The following is a 22,410-nucleotide window of genomic DNA, read 5'->3' on the forward strand; positions in this document are numbered from 1 at the left end:
CCGTGGGCTATGTGCGTTCGTCGCTGTCCGACCTTCTCGGAGTCCTTTCCGACGCCGTCGCTCCCCAACGCGTAAGGTTCGACGACGACTCCCCCCACGGCGCCGATTCCCCTCCCGAAGCTCCCGTGACTGTCCACGCCGTCGCCCTCGACAGGGTTGGCCGTTCGCGCCGCGACGGTCCCGTGTTGGACCTGGAGCTGCGGGTCGCGGTGGAATGCCACGGCCCGGAACAACTGGACAACATGGAGCAACTGCTTTTGTCCGTGGAACGCCACAGCCAGTACTCGATTGTTTCCAGCAACGAATACCGGCCCGGCGAGTACCAGGAAAGCATCCGCGACGGGCTCGGCTTCCTGGTGCGCATCCCGGTACCCCTTCGCTTCGAAGAACCGTCCGGCCCGCCGGTCCTGGAACCGCTCGTGGCCAAGACCGGAGTCGCCCGCAGAATCCAAGGACGCCTGGTGGACGTCCACAACAAAGGCATCCCCGACGCCTACATCCACGCCCATTCCTCCGCCACGGCGGTCGTCAGTGATGCGACCGGCCACTTTGAGGTCCTGGCCTCGGCGGACGAACTCCAGCACTTCGCCGTTGCGGTCCACGGCACCGAACGGGAAGTCTCGGCCAGCACCAGCAGCCTGCCGGTCATCATCCGGTGGACCTGAACCCGCCCATGTGCGGGTAGGGAAGGGAGCGCACCATGGCGAATTACCAGGCGCCAGGCGTTTACGTACAGGAAGTCCCCAGCGGGGCACGCGCAATAGGACAGGTGAACACCAGCATCGCCGGATTCGTCGGCCTGGCTCCGGACAACGACGCCTTGGTCGATGAGCTCCGCGTCCTGGATAACTGGACGCAATTCGTGGACCAATACGTCGGGACCGCGACGGCGGGTACCCCGCTCTCCAACGCTGTGTACGGCTTCTTCTCCAACGGAGGAAGCCGTTGCTACGTAGTGAACATCGGCCCGGGCGGCAGCCTGACCGGAACCGCCTCGGCGCCCACCGGGCTGACCCTCTTCGAAGCCGTGGACGACCTCTCCATAGTCGCCGCCCCGGGCTACGCCACCGCCGAGGCGTACGCAGCGCTGCAGGCCCACGTGGAACATCCGCTCCGCCAGGACCGGATGGCGATCCTGGACACCGTGGAGAAAGTGGACGACGTCGGTGCGCTCACCCGGGCGGCGACCTCCGGGGTTCCCGGGACCCCGGATGCCCGGGCCGAAGATTCGGCGGACACCGGGCCCGATGAACCGGAGGATGGCGACGAGCCGGATGGTGCTGAGAAGCCGGATGGTTCTAACAAGCCGGACGGCCGGGACGGACCGGGTGTGGCTAGCACGGAAGCCGGAGAACAACAGGACCTCGGCGCACCCCAGTCCCCCGGCGGCTATACGGCGTTGTACTACCCATGGATCGTGATGATCGATCCGGTCTCCGGCAAGAAGGTAACCCAACCGCCGTCGGGCCATATCGCGGGGGTGTGGGCGCGCGTGGACGCGACCCGCGGCGTCCATAAGGCGCCCGCCAACGAGCCGATCCAAGGCGCAATCGACCTGGTGCGGCGCGTCAGCCGCGGTGAGCAGGAGGTCCTGAACCCTGCCGGCGTGAACTGCATCCGATACTTCCCCGGCGAAGGAATCCGGGTCTGGGGCGCGCGGACCAAGGCTCCCGAGGCCAGCGAGTACCGGTACATCAACGTCCGGCGCCTGACCAACATGATCAAGGAATCCGTGGCGGACGGGACCCGCTGGGTGGTGTTCGAACCCAACGACCACACCCTGTGGAAGTCCATCCGACGCGACATCGGGGCGTTCCTCACGAACGTTTGGCGGGATGGAGCGCTGCTGGGCACTACCCCTCAACAGGCGTTCTTTGTGAAGTGCGACGAGGAAACCAACCCTCCCGAAGTCCGCGACGCCGGGCAAGTGGTCACGCTGATCGGCATCGCACCCGTGAAGCCGGCGGAATTCGTGATCTTCAAGCTCATGCAATCCGCGGACAACACCAGCGAAACAGAGAGCGGAGGAGCCTGACATGAGCACCCCAACACCTGCAGCGCAACCGGGCAACGTGGTGGACCCGTACCGGGCCTACAATTTCAAGCTGGTCATCCAAGGAGTGGTGCAGGGCCACTTCACCAAAGTGGAGGGCCTGGGCCTCAAGATCGGCCGCATCCTGTACCGTTCCGGCGGCGAAAACAGCACCGTGCGCGTCATCCCGGGCCAAGTGGAATACACCCCGGTGACGTTGAAATACGGGCTCACCGATTCCACCGAGATGCTCCAGTGGCTGTTCAAGGCCGTGAACGGGACGGTCGAGCGGCGCAACGTCTCCATCGCCATGCTGAACGACGCGGGTTCCACGGAAGTGCGGCGCTGGAACCTGCTGGGAGCCTGGCCCTGCGACTGGTTCGGCGCACCGCTGGACGCCCTCGGCAAGGACCTCGCCATCGAGACCCTGAGCATCGCCTACGACCGCCTGGAGCTCGACGATGCCCGCGCTCCCGTCGCCTGACGTCCCCTCGGGCGCCCGGGCTTCCTGGCGGCGGGCCTTGGCCGGGCGCCTGCGCCGGGCAGCGGCGTGGGTGGAACCAGGCGGCGGCTCCGGCGTCGCGGGTTTTGAAAGTACGACTCTTGAGACGACGACGGCGGAACGCGCCTTTGACCTGGCGGACGCACCCGAGCATTGGGTTGCGTTGCTGCGGAACGCCGGGTTGGCACCTTCCGCCGCGCCCAAGCGGATGGGTCTCAACTCCGCAGCTCCCAACCCCGCAGCTCCCAACCCCGTTGTGGGGCCCGTTCTGCGTGCTACCCCGCGACTTTGGCGCGCACTGCGGGCACCACACGTTGAGCCCACCGCCGAACAACCCGTTGCCGGTCCCGCTCAGCGTGCTATCCCGCGACTGTGGCGCGCACAGCAGGCCCCACGGCGAACCCCAACCCTAAAGCTTCGTACGCCCTCCCAACCTGAAAGACCCCAAGCACCAACAAGCACACCCGTTGCGGAGCCCAGTCTGCGTGCTTACGAGCACCCGGAAAGCGCACAACAGGAACCCACACCCGTTGCCGGGCCCGCTCCGCGTACTGACGAGCACCCGGAAAGCGCACAGCAGGCACCACAACGAACCCCCGTCCTGCGGCTTCGTACACCCTTCCAACCTGAAAGACCCCAAGCGCCAAGAAGCACACCCGGCGCGGAGCCCACTCTGCGCCCCAACAGACCAACTAGGAGCGCACGGCAGGCCCCACAACAGGAACCCACACCCCCTGCGGGGCCCACTCTCCGCCCCAACGAACCAACAAAGCGCGCACAGCAGGCCCCACAACGAACCCCAACCCTTAGGCTTCGCGCGCCCTCCCACCCTGAAACACTCCAAGCACCCACAAGCACACCCGGTGCGGGGCCCGCTCTGCGTCCCAACGAACCAACAAAGCGCGCACAGCGGGTCCCACAACGCAGCCAACCCCGGCAGACCCGCGCCCATGCCAACGCGCACACCCCGGCTCCGGCACTTCCCGGGGTGTGGCCGGAACTCGTTCGCCGTCCTTCCCGGTCAGCACCTGTGGACGGGGCAACCCTGACCAGTGCCATGGCCCGGCAGACCCGGATTGACCAGGAACACGGAGCGCTCTGACATGGAACGGGTCGCTTTCCTGATCGAGGACACCGGGGAACACTTGGGCTGCCTCCTCAACCCGGAAACGGTGGTGATGCAACGCTCCGCCGGTGTTGAGCCCCGAAGAAGCGCGGGCGGCAAGCTGAGCGGCACCGGCCTGGCCGACGATCCCCTCCTCTTCACAGGCGGCGGCCACACCGAGTTGCGGCTGGATCTCCTCTTCGACGTCGACCTCGCGCCGGCGTCGCTCCACGTCCAGGACGTCCGCCAAATGACCCGCCCCATCTGGGCGCTCGCGGAAAACAGCGCCGAAGTGGAACGCCAGCGCCGGCCGCCGTCGGTCCGGTTCGTGTGGGGCCGCGCGTGGAACGTGCCGGGCATCGTGACGGAAGTGGCGGAGCGCTTTGACCGCTTCGCCCCGGACGGTTCGCCCCTCCGTTCCTGGATGCGGATGGTGTTCGTCCGCGTCGGCCAAGCCGCGGACGAGGAAGGCGGGGAGAACTACGAACTCGCCCGGAGGCTTCCTCCCGTGGACCTGACCGCACCGCCGGTGGATACCTTGCCGGTCACCGGCGACGGCAGCACAGACCGGGACGCACTGACTCCCGACGGCGGGCTCCTTCCCGAGGTGCCGCCGGCCGAGTTGGGACGCTTGTCCATTGAAGCATTCGGGACGCCCCTGCTCTGGAAACTGCTCCTTGAATACAACAACGTGGATGATCCCGCGCACTTCAACGGCCCCCTGGCCGTCCCACCCATGGGCGAGGCGTCATGAGGCAACTCCAAGGACTTCCCGAGCTGATCGTCACCCTGGGCCGGCGACGCCTCACCACGGCGGAAACGGCAGCGATCGTCTCCGTCAATGTCCTCAGTTCCCTGGCGAGGCCGGCCCAATGCCTCATTTCCTGGCGCCCCGGCCCGGGACGCACTGCTGCGGCGCGCGGCGGGGTTGACCCCGCACCCGGGGACGCGCTCCGGGTGGAGCTGGGCGGCCAACGGACGGCGCTGTTCGCCGGCGAAGTGACCGTGGTGGAGTACGGCTACGGGGCCGACCTTGGCCAGGAAATCCGCATCCGCGCCTATGATGCCTTGCACCGGCTGAGGAAACGCCAATACACGCGGCTCCACGAGGACACCGACCTCGCAACACTGGCCAAAACCCTCTGCGAAGGCACCGGCCTGAGCGTGGTGGGCGGTAATCAGCGGCTGGGCCACGTCTACCAGTGCGCCCGCACGGACCTGAGCCTGCTGGTTGAACAAAGCGCCAGGGTCGGCGCCTACCCCGTCGCCCATGACGGCAACCTGAAGCTCGTGGGGCTCGACGGCGAAGGCGAACCCTTGGAACTGACGCTTGGCTCCACGCTCCACTCGGCCGAGATCGAGGTCAGCCAGGAGCCCGCCTATGCCGGCGCAACAACTCACGGCTGGCGTGCGGAGGATGCTTCCCTCCACCAAGCAGAAACCAGCACCAGCGACTCCAAAGCCCACGTCACCGCAGACCCGGGCCTGGCCAGCGTAGGCGCAGGTGGCGACGTCATCCGGGACAACGAGCTCTTCGACTCGCCGGCGCTCGCGGCCGGACTTGCGCAGGCTGAGCTGGATGCCAGGATCGCAGGCCAGGTGTCGGGTGTTTTCATCGCGGAGGGCAACCCGAAGCTCAGGGCGGGTGGCCGGGTCCGGATCACCGGGGTATCGGCGTCCGTTGAGGGTACATACTTGATCGCGAGCGCAGCACACAGGCTGGACGGCACCGGCTACGAAACCACGCTGACCACCAGGCCGTCCTCTCCCGTCCCCGAACGCAGGCCGGATGTTTTCACCCTTGGAGCCATCGCGGACACCAACGATCCCGAGGCCCGCGCCAGGGTCCGGGTCCGGCTGCCTGCCTATCCGGACCTGGAAACCCCGTGGGCACCTGTCCTCATGGCGGCCGCGGGCCCCGGCAAGGGAATGGTGGCGCCCCCTGCCCCCGGCGACCACGTCCTGGTTCTGCTCCCGGCGAGCGACCCCGCCCAGGCAATCGTCCTGGGCGGGCTCTACGGCGCCCAACAGCCGCCGGACCATCACGTGAATACGCCCCGCGAGAGCCGCTATACGTTCCGCAGCGCGGACGGCCAACAGATCATGCTCGACGGCGGTGCGCGCACGGTCAGCTTCACGGACGGGCACGGCTCATCGGTGCATTTGGGACCGGACGAGCTCCGGATTTCCGCCGCGACGGACCTTGTTCTGGAAGCTCCGGGCAGGGCCATGAAGATCAGGGCCAAGTCTGTGGATTTCGAGGAAGCCTGAGCATGGAGGCGGCATGAAGGTCCTGGTCAAAGAAGCCATCCTCCGGTGCGGACACGACGGCAAGGTGGAGAACGTGCCGTCGCAGGAGTGGGTGCGGGTCACGGGTTCTCCCGTCCTGGTGGCAACGGATCCGCAGGGCCGGGACATCTCCATGTGCCCGCATATCAGCATCAACATCAAGCCCTGCCGGAAGACCTTGCCGGTGATCAGGGGCTATTCGGCTTTCATCAGGATCGGCGGCAAGGCCGTGTGCCTGGACACTGTGGAGGGTTTCACGGACGGGACCCCTCCGGGCGCGGTCAAGTACACGGTCCGCCGGCCGGGCCAGACGCTGGTGGGGGCCGGATCATGAGCCGGATCATGGGAAGCCGCGGACGATGAGCACCCCGCGCTACAAATCAGCGGCTTTCATCCACCCCGACTTTGACGCCGCGGCGGGGCCTCCAGGCTTGAGGATCACTCCGGCGGGACGGCTCGCCACGGTGACCGACGCCGCCTCCATCCGCCAGGCCCTCCTGCTCCTCTTGAGCACCCGGCCCGGCGAACGCGTGAACCGTCCCACCTACGGCTGCCATCTGTTCCGCTTGGCTTTCGCGCCGGCTGACGACACCACGGCCGGGCTGGCGATCCACTATGTGGCCAGGGCGGTTGAGCAGTGGGAGCGCAGGATCACGGTCCTTTCCCTGGATGCCTCGCGGTCTCCGGAGGCTCCCGAGGTCCTTGAGGTGCGGCTCAAGTACCGGGTCCGCACCTCGCACATGGAGGACCAGATTGTCATAGCCCTTCCCGTCGAATCCGGAGGTGTGGCGTGAGCATCCCCGTCCCCAACCTCGACGACCGCGATTTTTCCGACCTTGTGGCAGGGGCCCGCGAGCGCATCAGGCAGGTAGCGCCCGAGTGGACTGACCTTTCCGTGCACGACCCCGGGATCACCATCGTGGAGGCCTTCGCGTACCTCACCGATACCCTCATGTACCGGGTGAACCGGGTCCCGGACAAGCTCTACGCCGTCTACCTGAACCTCCTCGGCACGGCCCTTTATCCGCCGTCCTGCGCTGAGACGGTGTTGGAGTTCAGCCGCGCGTCCGCGGCGAATGCCGACGAGGAGATCCGGATCCCGCGCGGCACCCAGGTCAGCTGCCCGCCCGGCGTGCCGGGGACATCACAGCCGTTATTCACGACGACGGCGGCAGCCACTCTGGCGTCCGGCCAGGCGAGCGTCCTGGTCGCCGCAGCCGACGTCACCATGTACGACGCCATCCCGATCGGTACGGGAACAGGCAGGCCGGGCCAGAGCATGGTGATCCCCAATGCACCGATCGTTTCCGGCGCCGGCCTGGCAATCGCCGTCGAGGTTCCACCGGGGACGCGGCTTGCCAGCGGCGAGGCGGTGCTGGTGGACGGCAAACCCTTCCGTTATTGCCAGGAGGTGGAGGCGTTCGCCGACGCGGGCCCCGGGGAGGTGCCGGTGCGGATCGACCGCAGTGCCGGCGTCGTGATGTTCGCGTGGTGGGACGAGGAGTCGGCCGGGAGGTCGGACCCGTCGCTGGTCCCCGGTCCGGGAGCAGAGGTCCGGGCCTGGTACCGCAGCGGCGGCGGCGCGTCGGGCAACGTCGGGGCCGGGCAGTTGACGGTGCTTCGGACGCCGGTGCCGGGGGCCAAGGTGACCAATCCGGAGCCTGCCACGGGAGGCCGCGACGGGGAGTCGTTGGAGAACGCCCTTCGCCGCGCGCCGCAGGATTTCCAAGCGCGTGACCGTGCGGTGACCGTTCGCGACTATGAGGTTTTGGCACGCCGCCACGGCGGGGTGGCGCGGGCGCGGGCCTTCACGCGGAGGGACCTGTGGGCGTTCGCGCGTCCGGGGGAAGTGGAGATTGTGCTGGTGCCGTTTGTCCCCGCCGGTCGCGGCCCCGGGCACAGTCCGGTGCGCGCCGCGGATCTCGAAGCCCAGTCGCGGGAAGAGGTGCGCTCCGAAGTGGAAGCGTATCTTCGCAGGCGATCCACCGTTGGCGCCGAACCGGTGGTGCGGTGGGGGCTCTACAAGCAGGTGCTGGTTGATGCACGGATCGTGGTCCGTCCCGACGAGGACGCCCAGGCTGTGAAGAACCGGATCGTGGGCCGCTTGTCAGAAAGCATCAGTCCTTTGGGCTCCGATGCGTCATCCTACGGTTCGGGCTTCGGCAAGCCGTTGCGCGTTTCCAACCTCTACCGGGCCATGGAGGAAGCCGAGCCCGGGGTCCAGTACGTTGACCGCGTCCGGCTGGAAGTGGACAAGGTACCGGACACCGATGCGGTGGGACTGGTGCAGGCCGAGGGCCAGGACAATACGTGGTTCGTGGGCCAGGACGGGACGTTGTTCCGGACCACGAACGCCGCTGACGGCTGGGAGGCGTGCGCCGACTTCGCCGACGGGGACGACGAAACCGTCCGTTCCATTGCACCTTTCCGCTCCCCCGCACCCGGCCGGGCCGGACCCGAACGCCACCCCGGCATGGTGGCGGTCAGCACCGTCACGGGCACGGGCTCCCGGATCTACATCAGCGAGGACCTTGGCGAGTCATGGCGGAAGGCCGCGGAGCTCGGCTTTGTGGTGGCAGACCTGTGCTGGGTGGACCGCCAAGGCGAGCCCCTGCTGCTCCTGGCCGGCGAGCGCGGCCTGTACGAACTGCCCGTTACGGAAGGAGCCATCCCGGTCCAGAACGTGGTGGACACCAGCCAGCCGGACCGCGGCTTCTACGCCGTGGACGCCCTGGTGGATATCCGCGGCAGGACGGGCGTGGTGGTGGCGGCCGAGGCGTCGGCGGGCGTGTGGCTCTCCCCGGACGCCGGAACCGCCGGAAGCTTCAAACAGGTCAAGGCAGCCGGGGAGGACATCCGCTGCCTGACGGTCCAGTACGACGGCGGCGCAAGCTACGTGTGGGTGGGGCGCGCGGTTCCTGAGGGCACAGGGACGGGTTGCCTCCGGCTGAAGATTGATGAACTGGGCAGGACTGACTTCGACCAGCAGTTCATGGAGTCCTGGGAGCAGTTCAGTGCAGGTTGGACCGGCGGCAGCTGCTGGGGCGTGCATGTCATGGGCAACGCCGCCTACGCTGCCACCCAAAGCGGCGGGGTTCTCCGGTTGCAGCTGGGACAGGCCTCGGCGCAGTGGAGCGTCCCCGATGTGAACTGCAACCTGCCCCTGCGTGACCGGACCCGCTTTGAGCCCGTGCGGTCTGTTTCGGGCGCTGTTGGCCCCGGCGGAGCGGCCATGGTGCTTGCAGCCGGGCCCAAGGGCGTATACCGCAGCACGGACAACGCCGTGTCCTGGGCGAGCTGCACACGCCGTGTGGTGGCGGATGTGGTGACGTTGCCGGACACGTGGTTGTTCTGTTCCGGAGACCACCGGATTGAGGTGGTCCATGGCCATGGATGATCCCGTGAAACCGTCGGGGTCCAGGCTCCTCAAGGTCCTCCCGGAGGTGTTCCAGGTAGCCGCGGACACGAGCCCTGCCATGCGGGCACTCATGGCCGTGGCCGAGGATATGCAGGGGCCCGTCCGGGAAGTCCTGGACCGCATCCACACCGTTCCGGACCCAAGGCGCGCACCGGCGTCGTTGATTCCATTCCTCTCGCACTGGGTGGACCTGGACTGGTTGACGCTGCCCGATCCCGGCACGGCCACAGCGGACAGTACACGTCCCGGCACCATTCCCGTCGCGAGGCAGCGGGACCTCATCGCCGCCGCGGCGGACCTCTCGTCCCGGCGCGGCACAGTGGATGGGCTCACCCGGTTCCTGCACCTTGCGACGGGCGTCCCCGGGTTCGCCGTCGAATCCGTCCCAGGTGAGTTCCACATCAAGGTGCTGGTGCCTGCGGACGCCGCCGGGCACCTTGATCTGGTGGGCCGGATCGTCAAAGGCATGAAGCCGGCGCACGTTACGGACCAGCTGGTACTGCTGCCGGAACCGGGTGACGTTGGATGAACGGTTGCCCGCGATGAACGAGGAGAACCGGACGCCGATCCTGGTGGTGATCGCCTGCGGGGTGATCGCCGTCTTGGTGCTGGTGTTCGGTGTCAGCTGCGGCGGCGGTAACAACAATGCCGCCCCGGACTGGCAGGCAGGCATCTCGGGAGCGGGCGGCGGCGCACGGCTTACCGCAGCGGACTTCACCGTCACGGCTGGTTCCTGCACGGTGTCGGACGCCCAGCTGGTGGTCAACGGAGGATGCGTGCTGGCGGTGAAAGATTTCGGCGGCGGGCTGTTCTACTTCGGGCCACCCACCAAGCGGGCCAGGCTGGCTCCCCAACAGCCCGTCACGGTGACCCTCTTCCTGCAAGGGACCCGCGCCCAGCAGGAGTCCGGGCCCGGGAAGACCGTGGACCTGACTTTTGGGACCTCGGGCGGAGAGCTGGGCATCACCTGCCGGCTGATCGGCGCCTGTGCGCTCCAGTTGCTGGAACCCGGAGGCTGAAATGACCCTGACTACCCTCGCAACCGTCCACAGAGGAGTTATGCCATGACCACTATCACCATGACGCTGAGCTCCCCCGATGTTGTTCTCAAGGACGGCAAAGGATCACTCACGGCGTCAGTCACCAACGGCTCGCCCGAAGCCGAGCGCGTGGTCCTGGGCGCCTTCCCCGGGCAGGTGACCAATCCGCCGTCGAAGACGTACACCACCATCCCCAACCCGCTCCGGACCATAGCCGCCGGCGCCACCGAACAGTACGTGGTCAACTTCGACACCACAGGTGCAACGGCAGGGAACTACCCCGTGAAGTTGATCGCCTATTCCGCGGATGACGCTCCCGAGGACTACGCCGACCAGGCGCATGTGGTCACCCTCAAGGTGCCGGCGGCCGAGGCACCCAAGCCGCCGCAACCGTTCCCGTGGTTGTGGGTGATCATCGGCGGGGTGGTGCTCCTGGCGATCGTCGGCGCAATCCTGTTCTTCATCTTCAAGGACGCCAACGTCCCGGACGTGAAGGCCAAACCGGAGGCCGAAGCGGTGAAGATCCTCACGGATGCCGGGTTCAAGGTCGGCAGCAGCCAGGTGGAAAGCGCCGAGACCGAAGGCACCGTGGTCAAGCAGACCCCGAATGGCGGCGAAACCGCAGGCCGCGGCAGCACCGTCAACATCGAGGTCGCCATTCCTGCGCGCCCCACAGTGCCGGACGTCCTGGGCAAGCGGATCGAGGACGCCAAGACTGCGTTCCAGGCTGCGAAAATCCAGCTGGACTTCACCCAGGGCTCGCAATGCTTCGGTTCCGCGTTTGAGCCGCTCTTCCGGCCCTGCGTGGTGGTGGGCGTGAATCCCGACGTCGGTACCAAGGTCAACGTCAACGCCCTGGTCCTGGTGCGGACCGAGCCACGGTCAATCATCGTCCTGGACCCCCTGCCCAACATCTGCAAGACCAATCCGCAGTTCTGCGTCCAGAGGCTGCAACCTTGAGGCGTTTTTACTCGCTTGGCCTTGCGACATGAAAAGATCAACCATGCGCCCGATGCAGCACTCCAGCAAACTCCAGAACGTCCGGTACGAACTCCGTGGTCCTATCCTCCAGGCCGCCAAGGTCATGGAAGCCGAAGGGCACCGCATCCTCAAGATGAACCTCGGAGACACCGCCCCGTTCGGACTCGAAGCGCCGGAGTCCGTGGTGGTGGACATGATCCACCACATCCGCGGAGCCCAGGGCTACAGCGAGTCCAAGGGCATTTTCTCCGCCCGCACAGCCATCTCGCAGTACTACCAAACGCGCGGATTGATGAACATCGGCGTGGAAGACATCTTCATCGGCAACGGGGTTAGCGAGCTCATCTCCATGACCCTCCAGGCCTTCATGGAGAACGGCGACGAGATCCTGGTACCGGCGCCTGACTACCCGCTCTGGACCGCCGCCGTCACGCTCACGGGCGGCAAAGCCGTCCACTACCTCTGCGACGAGGACGAACAGTGGTGGCCGAACATGGCCGACGTCGAAGCCAAAATCACCCCGCGCACCCGCGGAATCGTGATCATCAACCCGAACAACCCCACCGGCGCCGTCTACCCCCGGCACATCCTGGACCAGTTCGCGGCGCTCGCCCGGAAGCACGATCTTGTGCTGTTTTCCGACGAGATCTACGAGAAGATCCGGTACGTCGACGCCCCGCACATCCACACGGCTTCCATTGCGGACGACATTTGCGTGCTGACGTTCAGCGGACTGTCCAAGGCCTACCGGATGCCCGGCTACCGTGCCGGCTGGGTAGCGGTGACCGGGCCCCTCGCCGCGACCGCCGCCTACCGGGAGTCCTTGGAACTGCTGGCTTCCCTGCGCTTGTGTTCCAACGTTCCCGCGCAGCATGCCATCCAGACCTGCCTCGGCGGTTACCAGAGCATTGAGGCCCTGATCCGTCCCGGTGGCCGCTTGCGGGAACAACGCGATCTTGCATGGAAGCTGTTGACGGCCATTCCCGGGGTCTCCTGCGTTCCCGCCGCCGGCGCCATGTATCTCTTTCCCCGGCTGGACCCGGAGATCTACCCGATCGACTCCGACGAGAAGTTCGTCCTCCAGCTCCTGCAGGAACAGAAGATCCTGATCTCCCACGGCACGGCCTTCAACTGGCCCACCCCGGACCACTTCCGGTTCGTGATCCTTCCTGCAGTCGAGGACATCGAGGAAGCCGTCCGCCGGATCTCGCACTTCCTCGCCGCGTACCGCAACCGCCCCGCCGACTAGCCCAAGTAGGTCGCATTTGTGCGCGTTTTGACGGCTCAAAACGCGCGGTGCTGCGACCCAGTTGGGCCAGATGGGGGCAATTAGCGCGCCGGGTCGATCATGGTCATCCCGGCCACGGTCGCTGTGTCGAAGGTCGGCAAAAGGGCCGCCGCTTCCTCCAGGCCGATTGTCCGTTCAATGAGCATCTGCGGCTGCAACGCGCCCTGCTCGATGAGCGCCATCATGCCCGGGTAGTCCACCGCTGCCATGCCGTGGCTGCCCAACAGGTCAAGCTCCCAGCCGATCACCCGATCCATCGGGACGCGCGGGTGCCCGTTGATGGAAGGCAACAAGCCGATCTGCACGTGCCGTCCCCGCCGGCGAAGGCTAAGGATCGCGTCGGCGCACGTCTGTTCACTTCCGACGGCGTCAATTGCCACGTGGCTGCCACCACCGGTCAGCCGGTTGACGGCTTCGGGAATGTCCGTCCCGTCAGCCAGCACGGTATGGTCGGCACCCACGCGGGCCGCCACGGCGAGCGCTTCCGGGTTACGGTCCACCGCCACCACCCGTGCCCCCAGCGCCTTGGCAATCATCACAGCGCTCAGGCCTACACCCCCGGCACCAACGACCGTTACCCATTCTCCGCTCTTCACCTTTGCCCGGGCAGCGAGGGCCCGGTATGCGGTGGCGAAGCGGCAGCCGAGGCTTGCCGCCGTCGTAAATTCAACACCGTCAGGAATGGCAACCAGGTTGCTGTCCGCAGCGTGCAGGGCCACATACTCGGCGAACGATCCCCAATGAGTGAACCCGGGTTGCTGCTGGTCCGGGCAAACCTGTGCGTCCCCGGCGAGGCACCATTCGCAGGTGCCGCAACCGCAGACGAACGGGACGGTGACGCGGTCGCCGGCCTTCCAGCGCGTCACGCCATGCCCGACGGCGGCGATCACCCCTGCGAGTTCGTGGCCCGGAACGTGCGGAAGGGCGATGTCGTCGTGTCCCGCCCAGGCGTGCCAGTCGCTGCGGCACATTCCCGTGGCCACGACCTTGACCACAACACCGCCGTCAGGCGCTTCGGGGACGGCAACTTCCCTTACGTGGGGTTGGCTTCGGACGTCGTCAAAAATCACTGCTCGCACGCTCTCGACTCTACAAGGGCTTGTCTCTAACGCTGGCTCGCGGCTTCGCGGGAAACGTGCGGGCGAGGGCCAAGCCTCCCTGCGAAAGCGCAGGCTTCCCGCGAACCCGGCGAGCTCGACTTCCGGGGCCTAGTCCCCCACCGAGCCACTCACCCGGAGAGCATTGATGATCGCCGGGATGGAGGCAATCAGCATCACCACGGCCCACACCAGGGCAACAACCACGGTGATGAGTGCCCAAAACTGGTCCCCTATGGACACCAGCGGCCCTGGCAGGAAGCCGTGGATCACCCCAAGGATCACCTGCAGCAGCACGGAGAGTGCCAGCAGCAACACCAGCCCCGTGATCTTGAAGAACTTCGGCTGGCTCAGGATCAGCAGGACGGCGAAAACGATCTTCAGGAGCAACAGAAGGCCCAGGATGGCTGCGGCCTGCCCCTTGGGGAAGCTTCCCCAGAGCGCCAGGTAGGCCAGTGTTCCGAACGGTGTGGCCACAAACAGCCCGATCATCAGGAACAGCTTGGCCAGGGCCAGCATCGCGGTGAGGAAAGCTGCGATCACCCAGAGGAACGTCACCACCAGGGTCACGATGCCTTGGATCCGCCCGTAGGCGCGCAGGTCCATGATCAGGCTCAGTCCGAGCATCACCACCGTGAACAGCAGCAAGCCGTCCAAAAACGCGAGGAAACCTATGCCGGTACCGGGCGGATCGGCGTCGGCCCTTTGCGTTTTCAGGAAGACATCCAGCGGGACGCCCAGCCTCCCTGCCTCATCGGCAGAAACAGGTTCGACGGCGGTTTGGCCCAGTACCAGCGACATGCCCACTTCGGTGAGGATCACCAACGCAAATACGACGACGGCGGCGATGAAGAACGGACGGCGCAGCGCACCGGGATCCGGCCCACTGCGGAATCCTCCACGAATCGACCACGCTGCGGTCATGGGTCAATTGTGGCACCGCGCGTTCCAGTTACAAGGGGATGCAGGGCTAGCTGCTAGCCCCCGATGCCACTACGCCCACGCCCAATCCCGCGATGATTCCACTGCTGGCCCGTTCAACCACAGTGTTCACCTTGGGGCGTTTGAGCCACCGCATGGCCTTGAACGCCACCACGGCCACCATGGAAAGGTAGGCGAAGGCAATGACGGCCACCGTGACGCCCAGGATGAGGGACGTTCCCATGGTGTCTCCGCCGTGGGGGATGAACTGCGGGACCACGGCCAGGTAGAACAGGCCCACTTTGGGGTTGAGCAACGTCGACAACGCCCCGGCACCCACAGCGGAGAGCCTGCTGTACGGAAGGGGTGCGTCCTGGCCGTCCCCCGATATGCCGGCTTTGGCGGCTTTACGGGACTTGATGAAGGAGGAAATGCCGAGGTACAGCAGGTAGAGGCCACCGGCGATCTTGATCCACCGGAACAGCTCGGCTGACTGCTCAAGGATCGCGGCGAGACCGACGCCTACCAGCGCTGCCCAGACGATCGCCGCGCCCGCCGAGCCGGCAGCGGCAGCGATCCCAGCGCTCGGCCTGTTCAAAGCGATGCGCAGCACCAGGAAGGTGTCAGGGCCCGGAGTTACGGACAGCACCAGGCAAAGCCCGGCGAAAGCAGCGAGGGATGCGAGAGTCACAAGACTGATTGTGGGGCATACCCGCAGGTAGCGGAAGCTGGCTCGTCCGGGCGCTTAAGGTGACTGATTTCGGCCTGGAAGAGCTGCAGAAGCACTTCGGCCTCGACTTGGCATACTGAGCACCAGCTCTCGCTACGGACCGGCCATAAGGTGGACGCTTTTGCGCAGCCCTATGCCTCGCGTGAAACCATGAGCACCATGGCCCAGAAGATTGCGTACCAAGGCGAACCGGGAGCCAATTCCGATCTCGCTTGCAAGGAAATGTACCCCGGATACGAGAGCGTGCCCTGCGCCAGCTTCGAGGATGTTTTTGAGTTGGTATCCAACGGCGACGTGGACCTGGCCATGATCCCGATCGAGAACTCCATTGCCGGGCGCGTGGCGGACATCCATATCCTCCTTCCACAATCCAGCCTGCAGATTGTGGGCGAGTACTTCCTGCCTATCCGTTTTGACCTGTTGGGAATCCCCGGCGCCACCATCGAAGGGGCAACGGAAGTCCACAGCCACATCCACGCCTTGGGCCAGTGCCGGAAGATCATCAGGGAAGCCGGACTGAAGCCTGTTATCGCCGGTGACACCGCCGGTTCGGCCCGCGAGGTGCGGGACTGGAACGATCCCCGCAAGTTATCCCTGGCCCCGCCGCTTGCTGCCGGGCTGTACGGACTGGAGGTGCTGGCCTCGGGAGTCGAAGATGATCCCACCAACACCACCCGCTTCGTAGTGCTGGCGCGGGAGACTGCCCTTCCCACAAAGGCGGAGCTTCCCGGCCCGGCTATCACCACATTCGTGTTCCGCGTCCGCAACGTTCCGTCCGCGCTGTACAAAGCACTGGGTGGATTTGCGACCAACGGCCTCAACATGACACGGCTCGAGAGCTACATGGTGGGTAACGAGTTCACGGCCACCATGTTCATCTCCGACGTCGAAGGCCATCCGGAAGACGCGAGGTTGCGGCGGGCCCTGGAGGAACTCGAGTTCTTCACCACCGAGGTCCGGGTCCTTGGCGTCTACCCGGCAGACGCGTACCGCGCAAAGAGCACAGAGACCGCGGGTGCAAGCCAAATATTAGGCTAGTTATTAGCCTGATAATTGGCTAGAATTGGGTCATGAAGACGGTTCCCCTCAGCGAGGCCAAGGACAAACTCTCGGCCTTGGTCGAAGAAGCAGACACCACACACGAAATCATTCAGATCACTCGCCACGGACACCCGTCGGCCGTCCTCATGTCTGCGGATGACCTGGAATCACTTCAGGAAACCATCCACTGGCTGTCCCAACCGGGCCTACGTGAGGATCTTGCACAGGCTCGCCGCGATATCGCAGAGGGCAACACAGTAAGCGGCGATGACCTGCGCCGTGAATTCGGACTGCCTCCCCGGTGAGCAATTCCAGCTTGGAGGGCGAGCCGTGGAACATTCAGGTCACAAGTCCGGCACTGAAAACATTTCATCGGCTTCCCGAAAAGGCCGCCTCCGCCATAGTGGAGTTCATAACCGGGGCCCTGGCAGGCAACCCACACCGCCTCAGCAAACCCCTGACCAATGAACTTCTTGGCATGCGCACCGCCCGCCGAGGTGATTACCGCGTGTTGTTCACCCTCGACATCGAGGACCACGTGCTCTATGTCCATCGAATTCAGCACCGCGCAGATGTCTACAAACCTCGCTGATTCGTCAGCACCTAGAAGTGCGTCGGTTCCTCCACCAATGCCGTGGCAATGCTGTCCACGTCGTCCAGCGCTGCGAGGTACCGTTCAGCATCCAACGCGGCCGCGCAGCCGGTGCCCGCGGCGGTGATCGCTTGGCGGTACCGGTGGTCCACGGCGTCGCCGCATGCAAAGACCCCGGACAGGTTGGTGCATGTGGTAGGCGAATCCACCTTGATGTAGCCCTCGGCGTCGAGCTCAACCTGGCCGGCCACGAGCTCCGTGCGGGGCAAGTGCCCGATCGCAACGAAGATCCCGGTTGCCGCTTGCTCGCGGGTTTCACCGGTCCGCGTATCCGTGAGGGTTACGCCCGTGACCTTGGAATCGCCATGGATGGCCGTCACTGCCGAATTCCACGCGAAGCGGATCTTTGGATTGTCTTTCGCCCGCTGGGCCATGATGCGGGAGGCACGCAGCTCGCCTTTTCGCACCACCACGGTCACGGACTTCCCGAACCGCGTCAGGAAGGTTGCTTCCTCCATGGCGGAGTCGCCGCCGCCCACCACAATGATGTCCTGCTCGCGGAAGAAGAAGCCGTCGCACGTGGCACACCAGGACACTCCATGGCCGCTGAGTTTCTTCTCTTCCGGGAGACCGAGTTCCTTATAGGCCGACCCGGTGGCAAGGATGACGGCCGGAGCTTCGTGGGTCTCCCCTGCCCCGGTGACCACCGACTTAAGGTGACCCTGCAGTGACACGGAGGTGACGTCGTCGAACACTATTTCAGCGCCGAACTTTTCCGCCTGCGCTTGGAGGCCATCCATCAGCTCCGGGCCTTGGATGCCCTCGGGGAACCCCGGGAAATTCTCCACTTCGGTGGTGTTCATGAGGGCCCCGCCTGCCGTCACGGAACCGGCCAGGACCAAGGGCTTGAGGCCCGCGCGGGCGGCGTAGATTGCTGCGGTGTAGCCGGCGGGGCCGGACCCTATGATGATCAGCTGTTGCGTGCTCACAAAATCTCCTTGGCTCGGCGGGTACCCATCAAGTGCAACAAGTACCCGCCAAGCAATCAAGGGTTATCCGCTCACAGGCGCTTTGTCCTGCTCGCTTGCCTGGACGCGCGACCGGGAGCTGCCACGGCTTAGCTTGCTCGGCCACCAGACCTTGTCTCCGATGTCATAGGCGAGGGCGGGGACCAGCAGCGAGCGCACCAGGACGGTATCCAGCAGCACGCCGAAGGCAACAATGAACGCTAGCTGAACCAGGAACATGATGGGGATGACACCGAGGGCCGCGAACGTGGCTGCCAGGACCACGCCTGCCGAAGTGATGACACCACCGGTGACGCCGAGGCCGCGGAGGATGCCCGGACGGGTGCCGTGCTTGAGCGATTCCTCGCGCACGCGGCTCATCAGGAAGATGTTGTAGTCCACGCCGAGCGCCACCAGGAACACGAAGCCGAACAGCGGCACCGTGGCGTCGGCACCCGCGAATCCGAAGATCCCGTTGAAGACCCATGCGGAGACGCCCATCGCCGCGCCGTAGGACAGCACTACGGACAACACCAGCAGCACGGGGGCCACCACGGACCTGAGCAGGAGCATCAGGATGAAGAGGATGACCACCAGCACGATCGGAATGATCACCACCAGGTCCCGCTGGGCGGTGGTGTTGGTGTCCAGGGCGGTAGCCGTGATGCCGCCCACCAGCGCTTCGGAATCCACTTCCTTCAGTGACGTCCGCAGTTCCTTGACGGTCTCTTCCGCCTCGAGCGAGTCCGCCGCGGAGCTGAGGGTCGCGTTGATGAGTACCCGCCCGTCGCGGACGGCCGGGTCAGCCGGCGCTCCCGGAGCGCCGGTAACGGGAATGTTGCCTTCGGCCAGGAGGTAGGCGTCGCTGACGCCGCTGGTTGCCTTGACCTTGTCCAGCACCTGCCGGGCGCTGCCTTCGGAAACCACCACGACGGCGGGGCTGCCGCTGCCGGCGTCGAAGTGCCTCGCCAGTGCTGCCTGGCCGTCAACGGCGTCGGACTTGGCCAGGATGACGTCGGTCTGCGGAACACCGTTGGCTTTCAACTGCGTAATGCCGATCGAAGCGACCGCAAGGAGCAGGACGGAGGCGACCCATACGATGCGCGGCCGTTTGGAAACCAGCGAACCCACACGGCGCCACAGACCCTTTTGCCCCTCAAGTCCGGTGACCAGCTCAGGTTCGCGTTCGTCGTCGGGCAGTAGCTTGGGCCGGAAAGGCCAGAAGGCCGCGCGGCCCAGCAAAGCCATGAAAGCAGGAAGGAGGGTCAGTGCCGCCAGGAGGGCGCATACGATACCGGCCGCCGCCACAGGCCCAAGGCCCTTGTTCGAGTTCAGGTCGGAGAAGAGGAGGCAGAGCAGAGCGATGATGACGGTTGCGCCGGAGGCCAGGATCGGTTCGAACGACGCCTTCCACGCGGTGAGAACTGCTTGCGTTCGGTTGGTGGTGTGGGTCAGCGCCTCACGGAACCGGGCAACGTAGAGGAGCGCGTAGTCGGTTGCCGCGCCGATCACCAGGATGGAGAGGATGCCTTGGCTCTGGCCGTTGAGCTGGATCCAGCCGGCCTTTGCCATGCCGAAGACCAACAGGATGGCTGCTGACAGCGCAAAGACCGAGGTCAGCAGCACGGCGATCGGCAGGACCACTGAGCGGTACACCAGAAGCAGGATGATGAACACCGCACCGAGGGCCACCAGGAGAAGGATGCCGTCGATGCCGCCGAAGGCGTTCACGAGGTCCGCCGTGAGTCCGGCGGGTCCGGTCACGAAGGCCTGCATGCCATCGGGCGCGCCGGGCTGGACCACGTCGCGGAGCTCCTTGACCTTCTCGCGCAGCTCATCCGAGGACGCAATGGGGACGATGAACTGGACAGCCTTGCCGTCTTCCGACGGGATAGGGCCCACGACGGCGCTGCCCAGCTTGAGTGCCTCAATGTCGGCCTTCAGCTTGGCTGCTTCGCCGAGCTGTGCGGGTGTGAAGGCTGAATCGTTTTCGATGATGACGACGCCGGGAATTTCCTCGGAGTCGCGGAACTTGGCTTGCCACTCCGCTGCAGCTGTCGCTTCAGCGCTTGCAGGCAGGAACGATGCTTGATCGTTCGAGGAGACTTCGCTGATCCGGCCGAACGTCGGTCCACCAATGCCCGCGATGCCGAGCCACGTGATGACAAGCACCACGGGCACTAACCATCTGAGCCAGAAAGGCACCTTCGATGTCATGAGTCCTTCTTCCAGGGAGGGGTGGGCGGGGTCTACTATTTATTAGACAATAGAGTATCTCCATGGTGGAACTATTCCAATCCTCTGATTCGGAAATACCTCGTGGGTCCGGAGCGGGAGTAGTATCCGGAGGGCGGCAATCATGAAAGCAGGAGGGTGAGCATGGCTGAGACTTGGGCCGAACACCCCCAGAGTGCTGACGAGGCCACGGAGCGCCCGCAACCCGGGGCCATGCCCGGCGGGCCGCCCGGGCCCGGGACGCAACCGGACCCGCCCCCGTCCGGCGGGCCGCCTCAGGGCGGGCTGACGCAGGACCTCGTGCGCGTGCTGCAGGATTTCACCCTCGAGGCCAACCACTACGTGGACGCTGCCGGAGGGCGAAAGGAGATGCACCGCACCGACCTCAACGCCCTGGCCGTGATCATGCGCCACTCGGCAGCAGGCCGCGTAGTAACCCCCGGGGTCCTCCGCAGCGAGTTGCGGCTGAGCTCGCCTGCCACCACGGCGCTGGTGGACCGGCTCCATGCGTCCGGCCACCTGACCCGCGAGCGCCTGGGCTCCGACCGCCGGCAGGTCCAGCTCCACATGACCCCCAAGGCCTACCAGGATGGCAGCGCCATGTTCCTTCCCCTCGCCCTGCGGATGGGCAAAGCGATGGGAGCCTACACTCCTGAAGAGTTGGAGTTGGTGCAGCGCTTCATGACGGACATGGTGGAGGCCACCATCGCAGCGCGCCACGAAGCAACCCACCCACCCCACCCCGAACCCACCAAACCGCCCCACCCCGAACCCAACTAGGTCGCAATTGTGCGCGTTTTGACCGCTGAAAACGCGCACAATTGCGACCTAGTTCAGTGGGCAAGCTGTAGCGTTTCCCTATGAACGAGCAGCAGCCAGAAGATGTCTACACCCACGGACACCACGAGTCGGTTGTCCGGGCCCACGCCTCACGGACCGCCGAGAATTCGGCCGCGTTCGTCATACCTCACCTGACGCCCGGAACGGCCGTGCTCGACGTCGGTTGCGGACCGGGCAGCATCACGTGCGACTTCGCGCGGCTGGTCGCCCCCGGGCACGTGATCGGGCTGGACCGCTCACCCGATGTCATCAACCAGGCCGCCGAGCTGGCGAAGGACCGCGGCGTGGACAACGTCGAGTTCCGCACCGGCAATATCTACGACCTCGAATTCGAGGATGAGTCGTTCGACCTCGTCCACGCCCACCAGGTCCTCCAGCACCTGACCGACCCCGTGGCAGCGCTGCGCGAAATGCGGCGGGTCGCAAAGGCGGGGGCCATCGTCGCGGTTCGCGACGCCGACTTCCACGGCATGAGCTGGTACCCGGAAGTCCCCGAATTGGACGAATGGATGGAGCTCTACCAGAAGATCGCCCGCCGCAACGGCGCCGAGCCCGACGCCGGACGCCGCTTGGTCTCGTGGGCGCAGCAGGCCGGGTTCGGACAGGTTTCGCCAAGCAGCAGCAACTGGCTCTACGCCACGGCCCAGCAACGCGCGTGGCAATCCAGGGTCTGGAGCGAACGCGTGTTGCATTCGGCCTTCGCCGAGCAGGCTCTTGAATACGGCTTCGCCAACGAGGCCGACCTTGCCCGCATTGCAGCGGGCTGGCATCGTTGGGGAGCCACCGAGGACGGCTACTTCCTCATCCCCAACGGCGAAGTCATAGCCCGGGCGTAAAAAAGTTTGCCGAACCACGTAGAAAATCCGGTATCAGTTCCGACCTATGAGTGAAGGCCCCCACACAGGGAGCCCCTCACCAAGGAGTTCAGAGATGAAGTACATGATCATGATGTTCGGTTCCGCCGAGGGCATGATGGAGACCGCTGATCCGGAGTGGGTCAAGGAAATGATCGGTTTCATGATCCAGATCGACAAGGATCTTCGTGATTCCGGTGAACTTGTGTTCAACGCCGGACTGGCAGACGGAAGCACCGCCAAGCTGGTCAAGCAGACCCCGGACGGCGTCATCACCACGGACGGCCCCTACGCCGAGGCAAAGGAGTCCCTGATCGGGTACTGGGTGGTGGACGTCGCCAGCGAGGAGCGGGCCGTGGAGATCTGCTCCAGCATCGTCAAGTACGCGCAAGTGGTTGAACTCCGCGCCATCCCGGACGGCCCGCCGGAGGTCTAGCC

23 protein-coding genes are annotated in these 22,410 nt (G+C 65.6%); 18 read left to right on the forward strand and 5 right to left on the reverse strand.

Annotation, left to right across the window (positions count from 1 at the left end; all coding sequences use genetic code 11):
* Positions 1-11: 11 nt before the first annotated feature.
* From QN084_RS07825 to QN084_RS07880, 12 genes are all read left to right on the forward strand, one after another.
* Positions 12-665 (forward strand): hypothetical protein, encoded by a 654-nt coding sequence (locus tag QN084_RS07825; protein ID WP_231941999.1) that lies wholly within the window; start codon positions 12-14, stop codon positions 663-665.
* Positions 666-700: 35 nt separating this feature from the next.
* On the forward strand, positions 701-2,035 hold the full coding sequence (locus QN084_RS07830) for a phage tail sheath family protein (RefSeq protein WP_069696777.1): 1,335 nt from the start codon (positions 701-703) through the stop codon (positions 2,033-2,035).
* A 1-nt stretch (position 2,036) separates the two neighbouring features.
* Positions 2,037-2,516, forward strand: a complete 480-nt coding sequence (locus QN084_RS07835) for a phage tail protein (RefSeq protein ID WP_021472891.1) — start codon at positions 2,037-2,039, stop codon at positions 2,514-2,516.
* A gap of 1,121 nt (positions 2,517-3,637) precedes the next feature.
* Entirely contained in the window at positions 3,638-4,393 is a 756-nt protein-coding gene (locus tag QN084_RS07840; protein ID WP_069696778.1) for a CIS tube protein, read from the forward strand.
* Positions 4,390-5,910: a phage baseplate assembly protein V gene (locus QN084_RS07845; protein ID WP_069696779.1), complete on the forward strand. Its 1,521-nt coding sequence runs from the start codon at positions 4,390-4,392 to the stop codon at positions 5,908-5,910. The genes QN084_RS07840 and QN084_RS07845 overlap by 4 nt, the downstream gene beginning before the upstream one ends.
* Positions 5,911-5,923: 13 nt before the next feature.
* Positions 5,924-6,262, forward strand: coding sequence for a hypothetical protein (locus QN084_RS07850; protein WP_021472894.1), 339 nt, complete (start codon positions 5,924-5,926; stop codon positions 6,260-6,262).
* A 25-nt stretch (positions 6,263-6,287) separates the two neighbouring features.
* Positions 6,288-6,722 (forward strand): GPW/gp25 family protein, encoded by a 435-nt coding sequence (locus tag QN084_RS07855; RefSeq protein ID WP_021472895.1) that lies wholly within the window; start codon positions 6,288-6,290, stop codon positions 6,720-6,722.
* The gene (locus tag QN084_RS07860; protein ID WP_069696780.1) at positions 6,719-9,325 is read left to right on the forward strand and encodes a putative baseplate assembly protein; all 2,607 of its coding nucleotides are present in this window, start codon (positions 6,719-6,721) and stop codon (positions 9,323-9,325) included. Before QN084_RS07855 ends, QN084_RS07860 begins: the two co-directional genes overlap by 4 nt.
* The gene (locus QN084_RS07865; protein WP_069696816.1) at positions 9,318-9,875 is read left to right on the forward strand and encodes a phage tail protein; all 558 of its coding nucleotides are present in this window, start codon (positions 9,318-9,320) and stop codon (positions 9,873-9,875) included. The genes QN084_RS07860 and QN084_RS07865 overlap by 8 nt, the downstream gene beginning before the upstream one ends.
* 13 nt (positions 9,876-9,888) lie before the next feature.
* On the forward strand, positions 9,889-10,365 hold the full coding sequence (locus QN084_RS07870; RefSeq protein WP_139126924.1) for a hypothetical protein: 477 nt from the start codon (positions 9,889-9,891) through the stop codon (positions 10,363-10,365).
* A gap of 45 nt (positions 10,366-10,410) precedes the next feature.
* A complete protein-coding gene (locus QN084_RS07875; protein WP_062098183.1) occupies positions 10,411-11,346 on the forward strand; it encodes a PASTA domain-containing protein in 936 nt (311 codons plus the stop codon).
* 43 nt (positions 11,347-11,389) lie between these two features.
* Positions 11,390-12,616 carry a pyridoxal phosphate-dependent aminotransferase gene (locus QN084_RS07880; RefSeq protein WP_021472900.1) on the forward strand — a complete coding sequence of 409 codons (1,227 nt, stop codon included), beginning with the start codon at positions 11,390-11,392 and terminating at the stop codon, positions 12,614-12,616.
* A gap of 80 nt (positions 12,617-12,696) precedes the next feature.
* Here the strand turns inward: QN084_RS07880 and QN084_RS07885 are convergent, their stop codons facing one another.
* From QN084_RS07885 to QN084_RS07895, 3 genes are all read right to left on the reverse strand, one after another.
* Positions 12,697-13,734 carry a zinc-dependent alcohol dehydrogenase family protein gene (locus QN084_RS07885; protein ID WP_031216691.1) on the reverse strand — a complete coding sequence of 346 codons (1,038 nt, stop codon included), beginning with the start codon at positions 13,732-13,734 and terminating at the stop codon, positions 12,697-12,699.
* Positions 13,735-13,863: 129 nt separating this feature from the next.
* The gene (locus QN084_RS07890) at positions 13,864-14,676 is read right to left on the reverse strand and encodes a hypothetical protein (protein WP_021472904.1); all 813 of its coding nucleotides are present in this window, start codon (positions 14,674-14,676) and stop codon (positions 13,864-13,866) included.
* 46 nt (positions 14,677-14,722) lie between these two features.
* Positions 14,723-15,364, reverse strand: coding sequence for a LysE family translocator (locus tag QN084_RS07895; RefSeq protein ID WP_021472905.1), 642 nt, complete (start codon positions 15,362-15,364; stop codon positions 14,723-14,725).
* Positions 15,365-15,562: 198 nt separating this feature from the next.
* Between QN084_RS07895 and QN084_RS07900 the strand changes: the two genes are divergently transcribed.
* From QN084_RS07900 to QN084_RS07910, 3 genes are read left to right on the forward strand one after another with little or no spacing between them, the layout of a single operon-like run.
* Positions 15,563-16,441, forward strand: a complete 879-nt coding sequence (locus QN084_RS07900) for a prephenate dehydratase (RefSeq protein WP_043427191.1) — start codon at positions 15,563-15,565, stop codon at positions 16,439-16,441.
* 32 nt (positions 16,442-16,473) lie between these two features.
* On the forward strand, positions 16,474-16,749 hold the full coding sequence (locus QN084_RS07905; protein WP_021472907.1) for a type II toxin-antitoxin system Phd/YefM family antitoxin: 276 nt from the start codon (positions 16,474-16,476) through the stop codon (positions 16,747-16,749).
* Positions 16,746-17,036 carry a type II toxin-antitoxin system RelE family toxin gene (locus tag QN084_RS07910; RefSeq protein ID WP_021472908.1) on the forward strand — a complete coding sequence of 97 codons (291 nt, stop codon included), beginning with the start codon at positions 16,746-16,748 and terminating at the stop codon, positions 17,034-17,036. Before QN084_RS07905 ends, QN084_RS07910 begins: the two co-directional genes overlap by 4 nt.
* Before the next feature lie 11 nt (positions 17,037-17,047).
* On the opposite strand, the gene trxB is transcribed toward QN084_RS07910, so the two are convergent.
* Together trxB and QN084_RS07920 are read right to left on the reverse strand one after the other, a co-directional pair.
* Entirely contained in the window at positions 17,048-18,025 is a 978-nt protein-coding gene (gene trxB / locus QN084_RS07915) for a thioredoxin-disulfide reductase (protein WP_021472909.1), read from the reverse strand.
* A 63-nt stretch (positions 18,026-18,088) separates the two neighbouring features.
* Positions 18,089-20,260, reverse strand: a complete 2,172-nt coding sequence (locus tag QN084_RS07920; RefSeq protein ID WP_069696782.1) for an MMPL family transporter — start codon at positions 20,258-20,260, stop codon at positions 18,089-18,091.
* A gap of 231 nt (positions 20,261-20,491) precedes the next feature.
* On the opposite strand from QN084_RS07920, the gene QN084_RS07925 reads away from it, so the two are divergent.
* The 3 genes from QN084_RS07925 (at position 20,492) to QN084_RS07935 (ending at position 22,408) form a co-directional block, all read left to right on the forward strand.
* The gene (locus QN084_RS07925) at positions 20,492-21,058 is read left to right on the forward strand and encodes a MarR family winged helix-turn-helix transcriptional regulator (RefSeq protein WP_069696817.1); all 567 of its coding nucleotides are present in this window, start codon (positions 20,492-20,494) and stop codon (positions 21,056-21,058) included.
* Between the two features lie 80 nt (positions 21,059-21,138).
* Entirely contained in the window at positions 21,139-21,954 is an 816-nt protein-coding gene (locus QN084_RS07930) for a class I SAM-dependent methyltransferase (protein WP_021474094.1), read from the forward strand.
* Between the two features lie 94 nt (positions 21,955-22,048).
* Entirely contained in the window at positions 22,049-22,408 is a 360-nt protein-coding gene (locus QN084_RS07935) for a YciI family protein (protein ID WP_021474093.1), read from the forward strand.
* The last annotated feature ends 2 nt before the right edge of the window (positions 22,409-22,410 follow it).

The organism is Paenarthrobacter sp. R1, assembly GCF_030264015.1.
Taxonomy (GTDB): domain Bacteria; phylum Actinomycetota; class Actinomycetes; order Actinomycetales; family Micrococcaceae; genus Arthrobacter; species Arthrobacter ureafaciens.

Excerpts from the sequence above, each read along its gene's own strand:
- QN084_RS07830 (WP_069696777.1), top strand. The coding sequence starts at position 701 with ATGGCGAATTACCAGGCGCCAGGCGTTTACGTACAGGAAGTCCCCAGC.
- QN084_RS07835 (WP_021472891.1), top strand. The coding sequence starts at position 2,037 with ATGAGCACCCCAACACCTGCAGCGCAACCGGGCAACGTGGTGGACCCG.
- QN084_RS07840 (WP_069696778.1), top strand. The coding sequence starts at position 3,638 with ATGGAACGGGTCGCTTTCCTGATCGAGGACACCGGGGAACACTTGGGC.
- QN084_RS07845 (WP_069696779.1), top strand. The coding sequence starts at position 4,390 with ATGAGGCAACTCCAAGGACTTCCCGAGCTGATCGTCACCCTGGGCCGG.
- QN084_RS07850 (WP_021472894.1), top strand. The coding sequence starts at position 5,924 with ATGAAGGTCCTGGTCAAAGAAGCCATCCTCCGGTGCGGACACGACGGC.
- QN084_RS07855 (WP_021472895.1), top strand. The coding sequence starts at position 6,288 with ATGAGCACCCCGCGCTACAAATCAGCGGCTTTCATCCACCCCGACTTT.
- QN084_RS07865 (WP_069696816.1), top strand. The coding sequence starts at position 9,318 with ATGGATGATCCCGTGAAACCGTCGGGGTCCAGGCTCCTCAAGGTCCTC.
- QN084_RS07870 (WP_139126924.1), top strand. The coding sequence starts at position 9,889 with ATGAACGAGGAGAACCGGACGCCGATCCTGGTGGTGATCGCCTGCGGG.
- QN084_RS07875 (WP_062098183.1), top strand. The coding sequence starts at position 10,411 with ATGACCACTATCACCATGACGCTGAGCTCCCCCGATGTTGTTCTCAAG.
- QN084_RS07880 (WP_021472900.1), top strand. The coding sequence starts at position 11,390 with ATGCGCCCGATGCAGCACTCCAGCAAACTCCAGAACGTCCGGTACGAA.
- QN084_RS07890 (WP_021472904.1), bottom strand. The coding sequence starts at position 14,676 with ATGACCGCAGCGTGGTCGATTCGTGGAGGATTCCGCAGTGGGCCGGAT.
- QN084_RS07900 (WP_043427191.1), top strand. The coding sequence starts at position 15,563 with ATGGCCCAGAAGATTGCGTACCAAGGCGAACCGGGAGCCAATTCCGAT.
- QN084_RS07905 (WP_021472907.1), top strand. The coding sequence starts at position 16,474 with ATGAAGACGGTTCCCCTCAGCGAGGCCAAGGACAAACTCTCGGCCTTG.
- QN084_RS07920 (WP_069696782.1), bottom strand. The coding sequence starts at position 20,260 with ATGACATCGAAGGTGCCTTTCTGGCTCAGATGGTTAGTGCCCGTGGTG.
- QN084_RS07925 (WP_069696817.1), top strand. The coding sequence starts at position 20,492 with ATGCCCGGCGGGCCGCCCGGGCCCGGGACGCAACCGGACCCGCCCCCG.
- QN084_RS07930 (WP_021474094.1), top strand. The coding sequence starts at position 21,139 with ATGAACGAGCAGCAGCCAGAAGATGTCTACACCCACGGACACCACGAG.
- QN084_RS07935 (WP_021474093.1), top strand. The coding sequence starts at position 22,049 with ATGAAGTACATGATCATGATGTTCGGTTCCGCCGAGGGCATGATGGAG.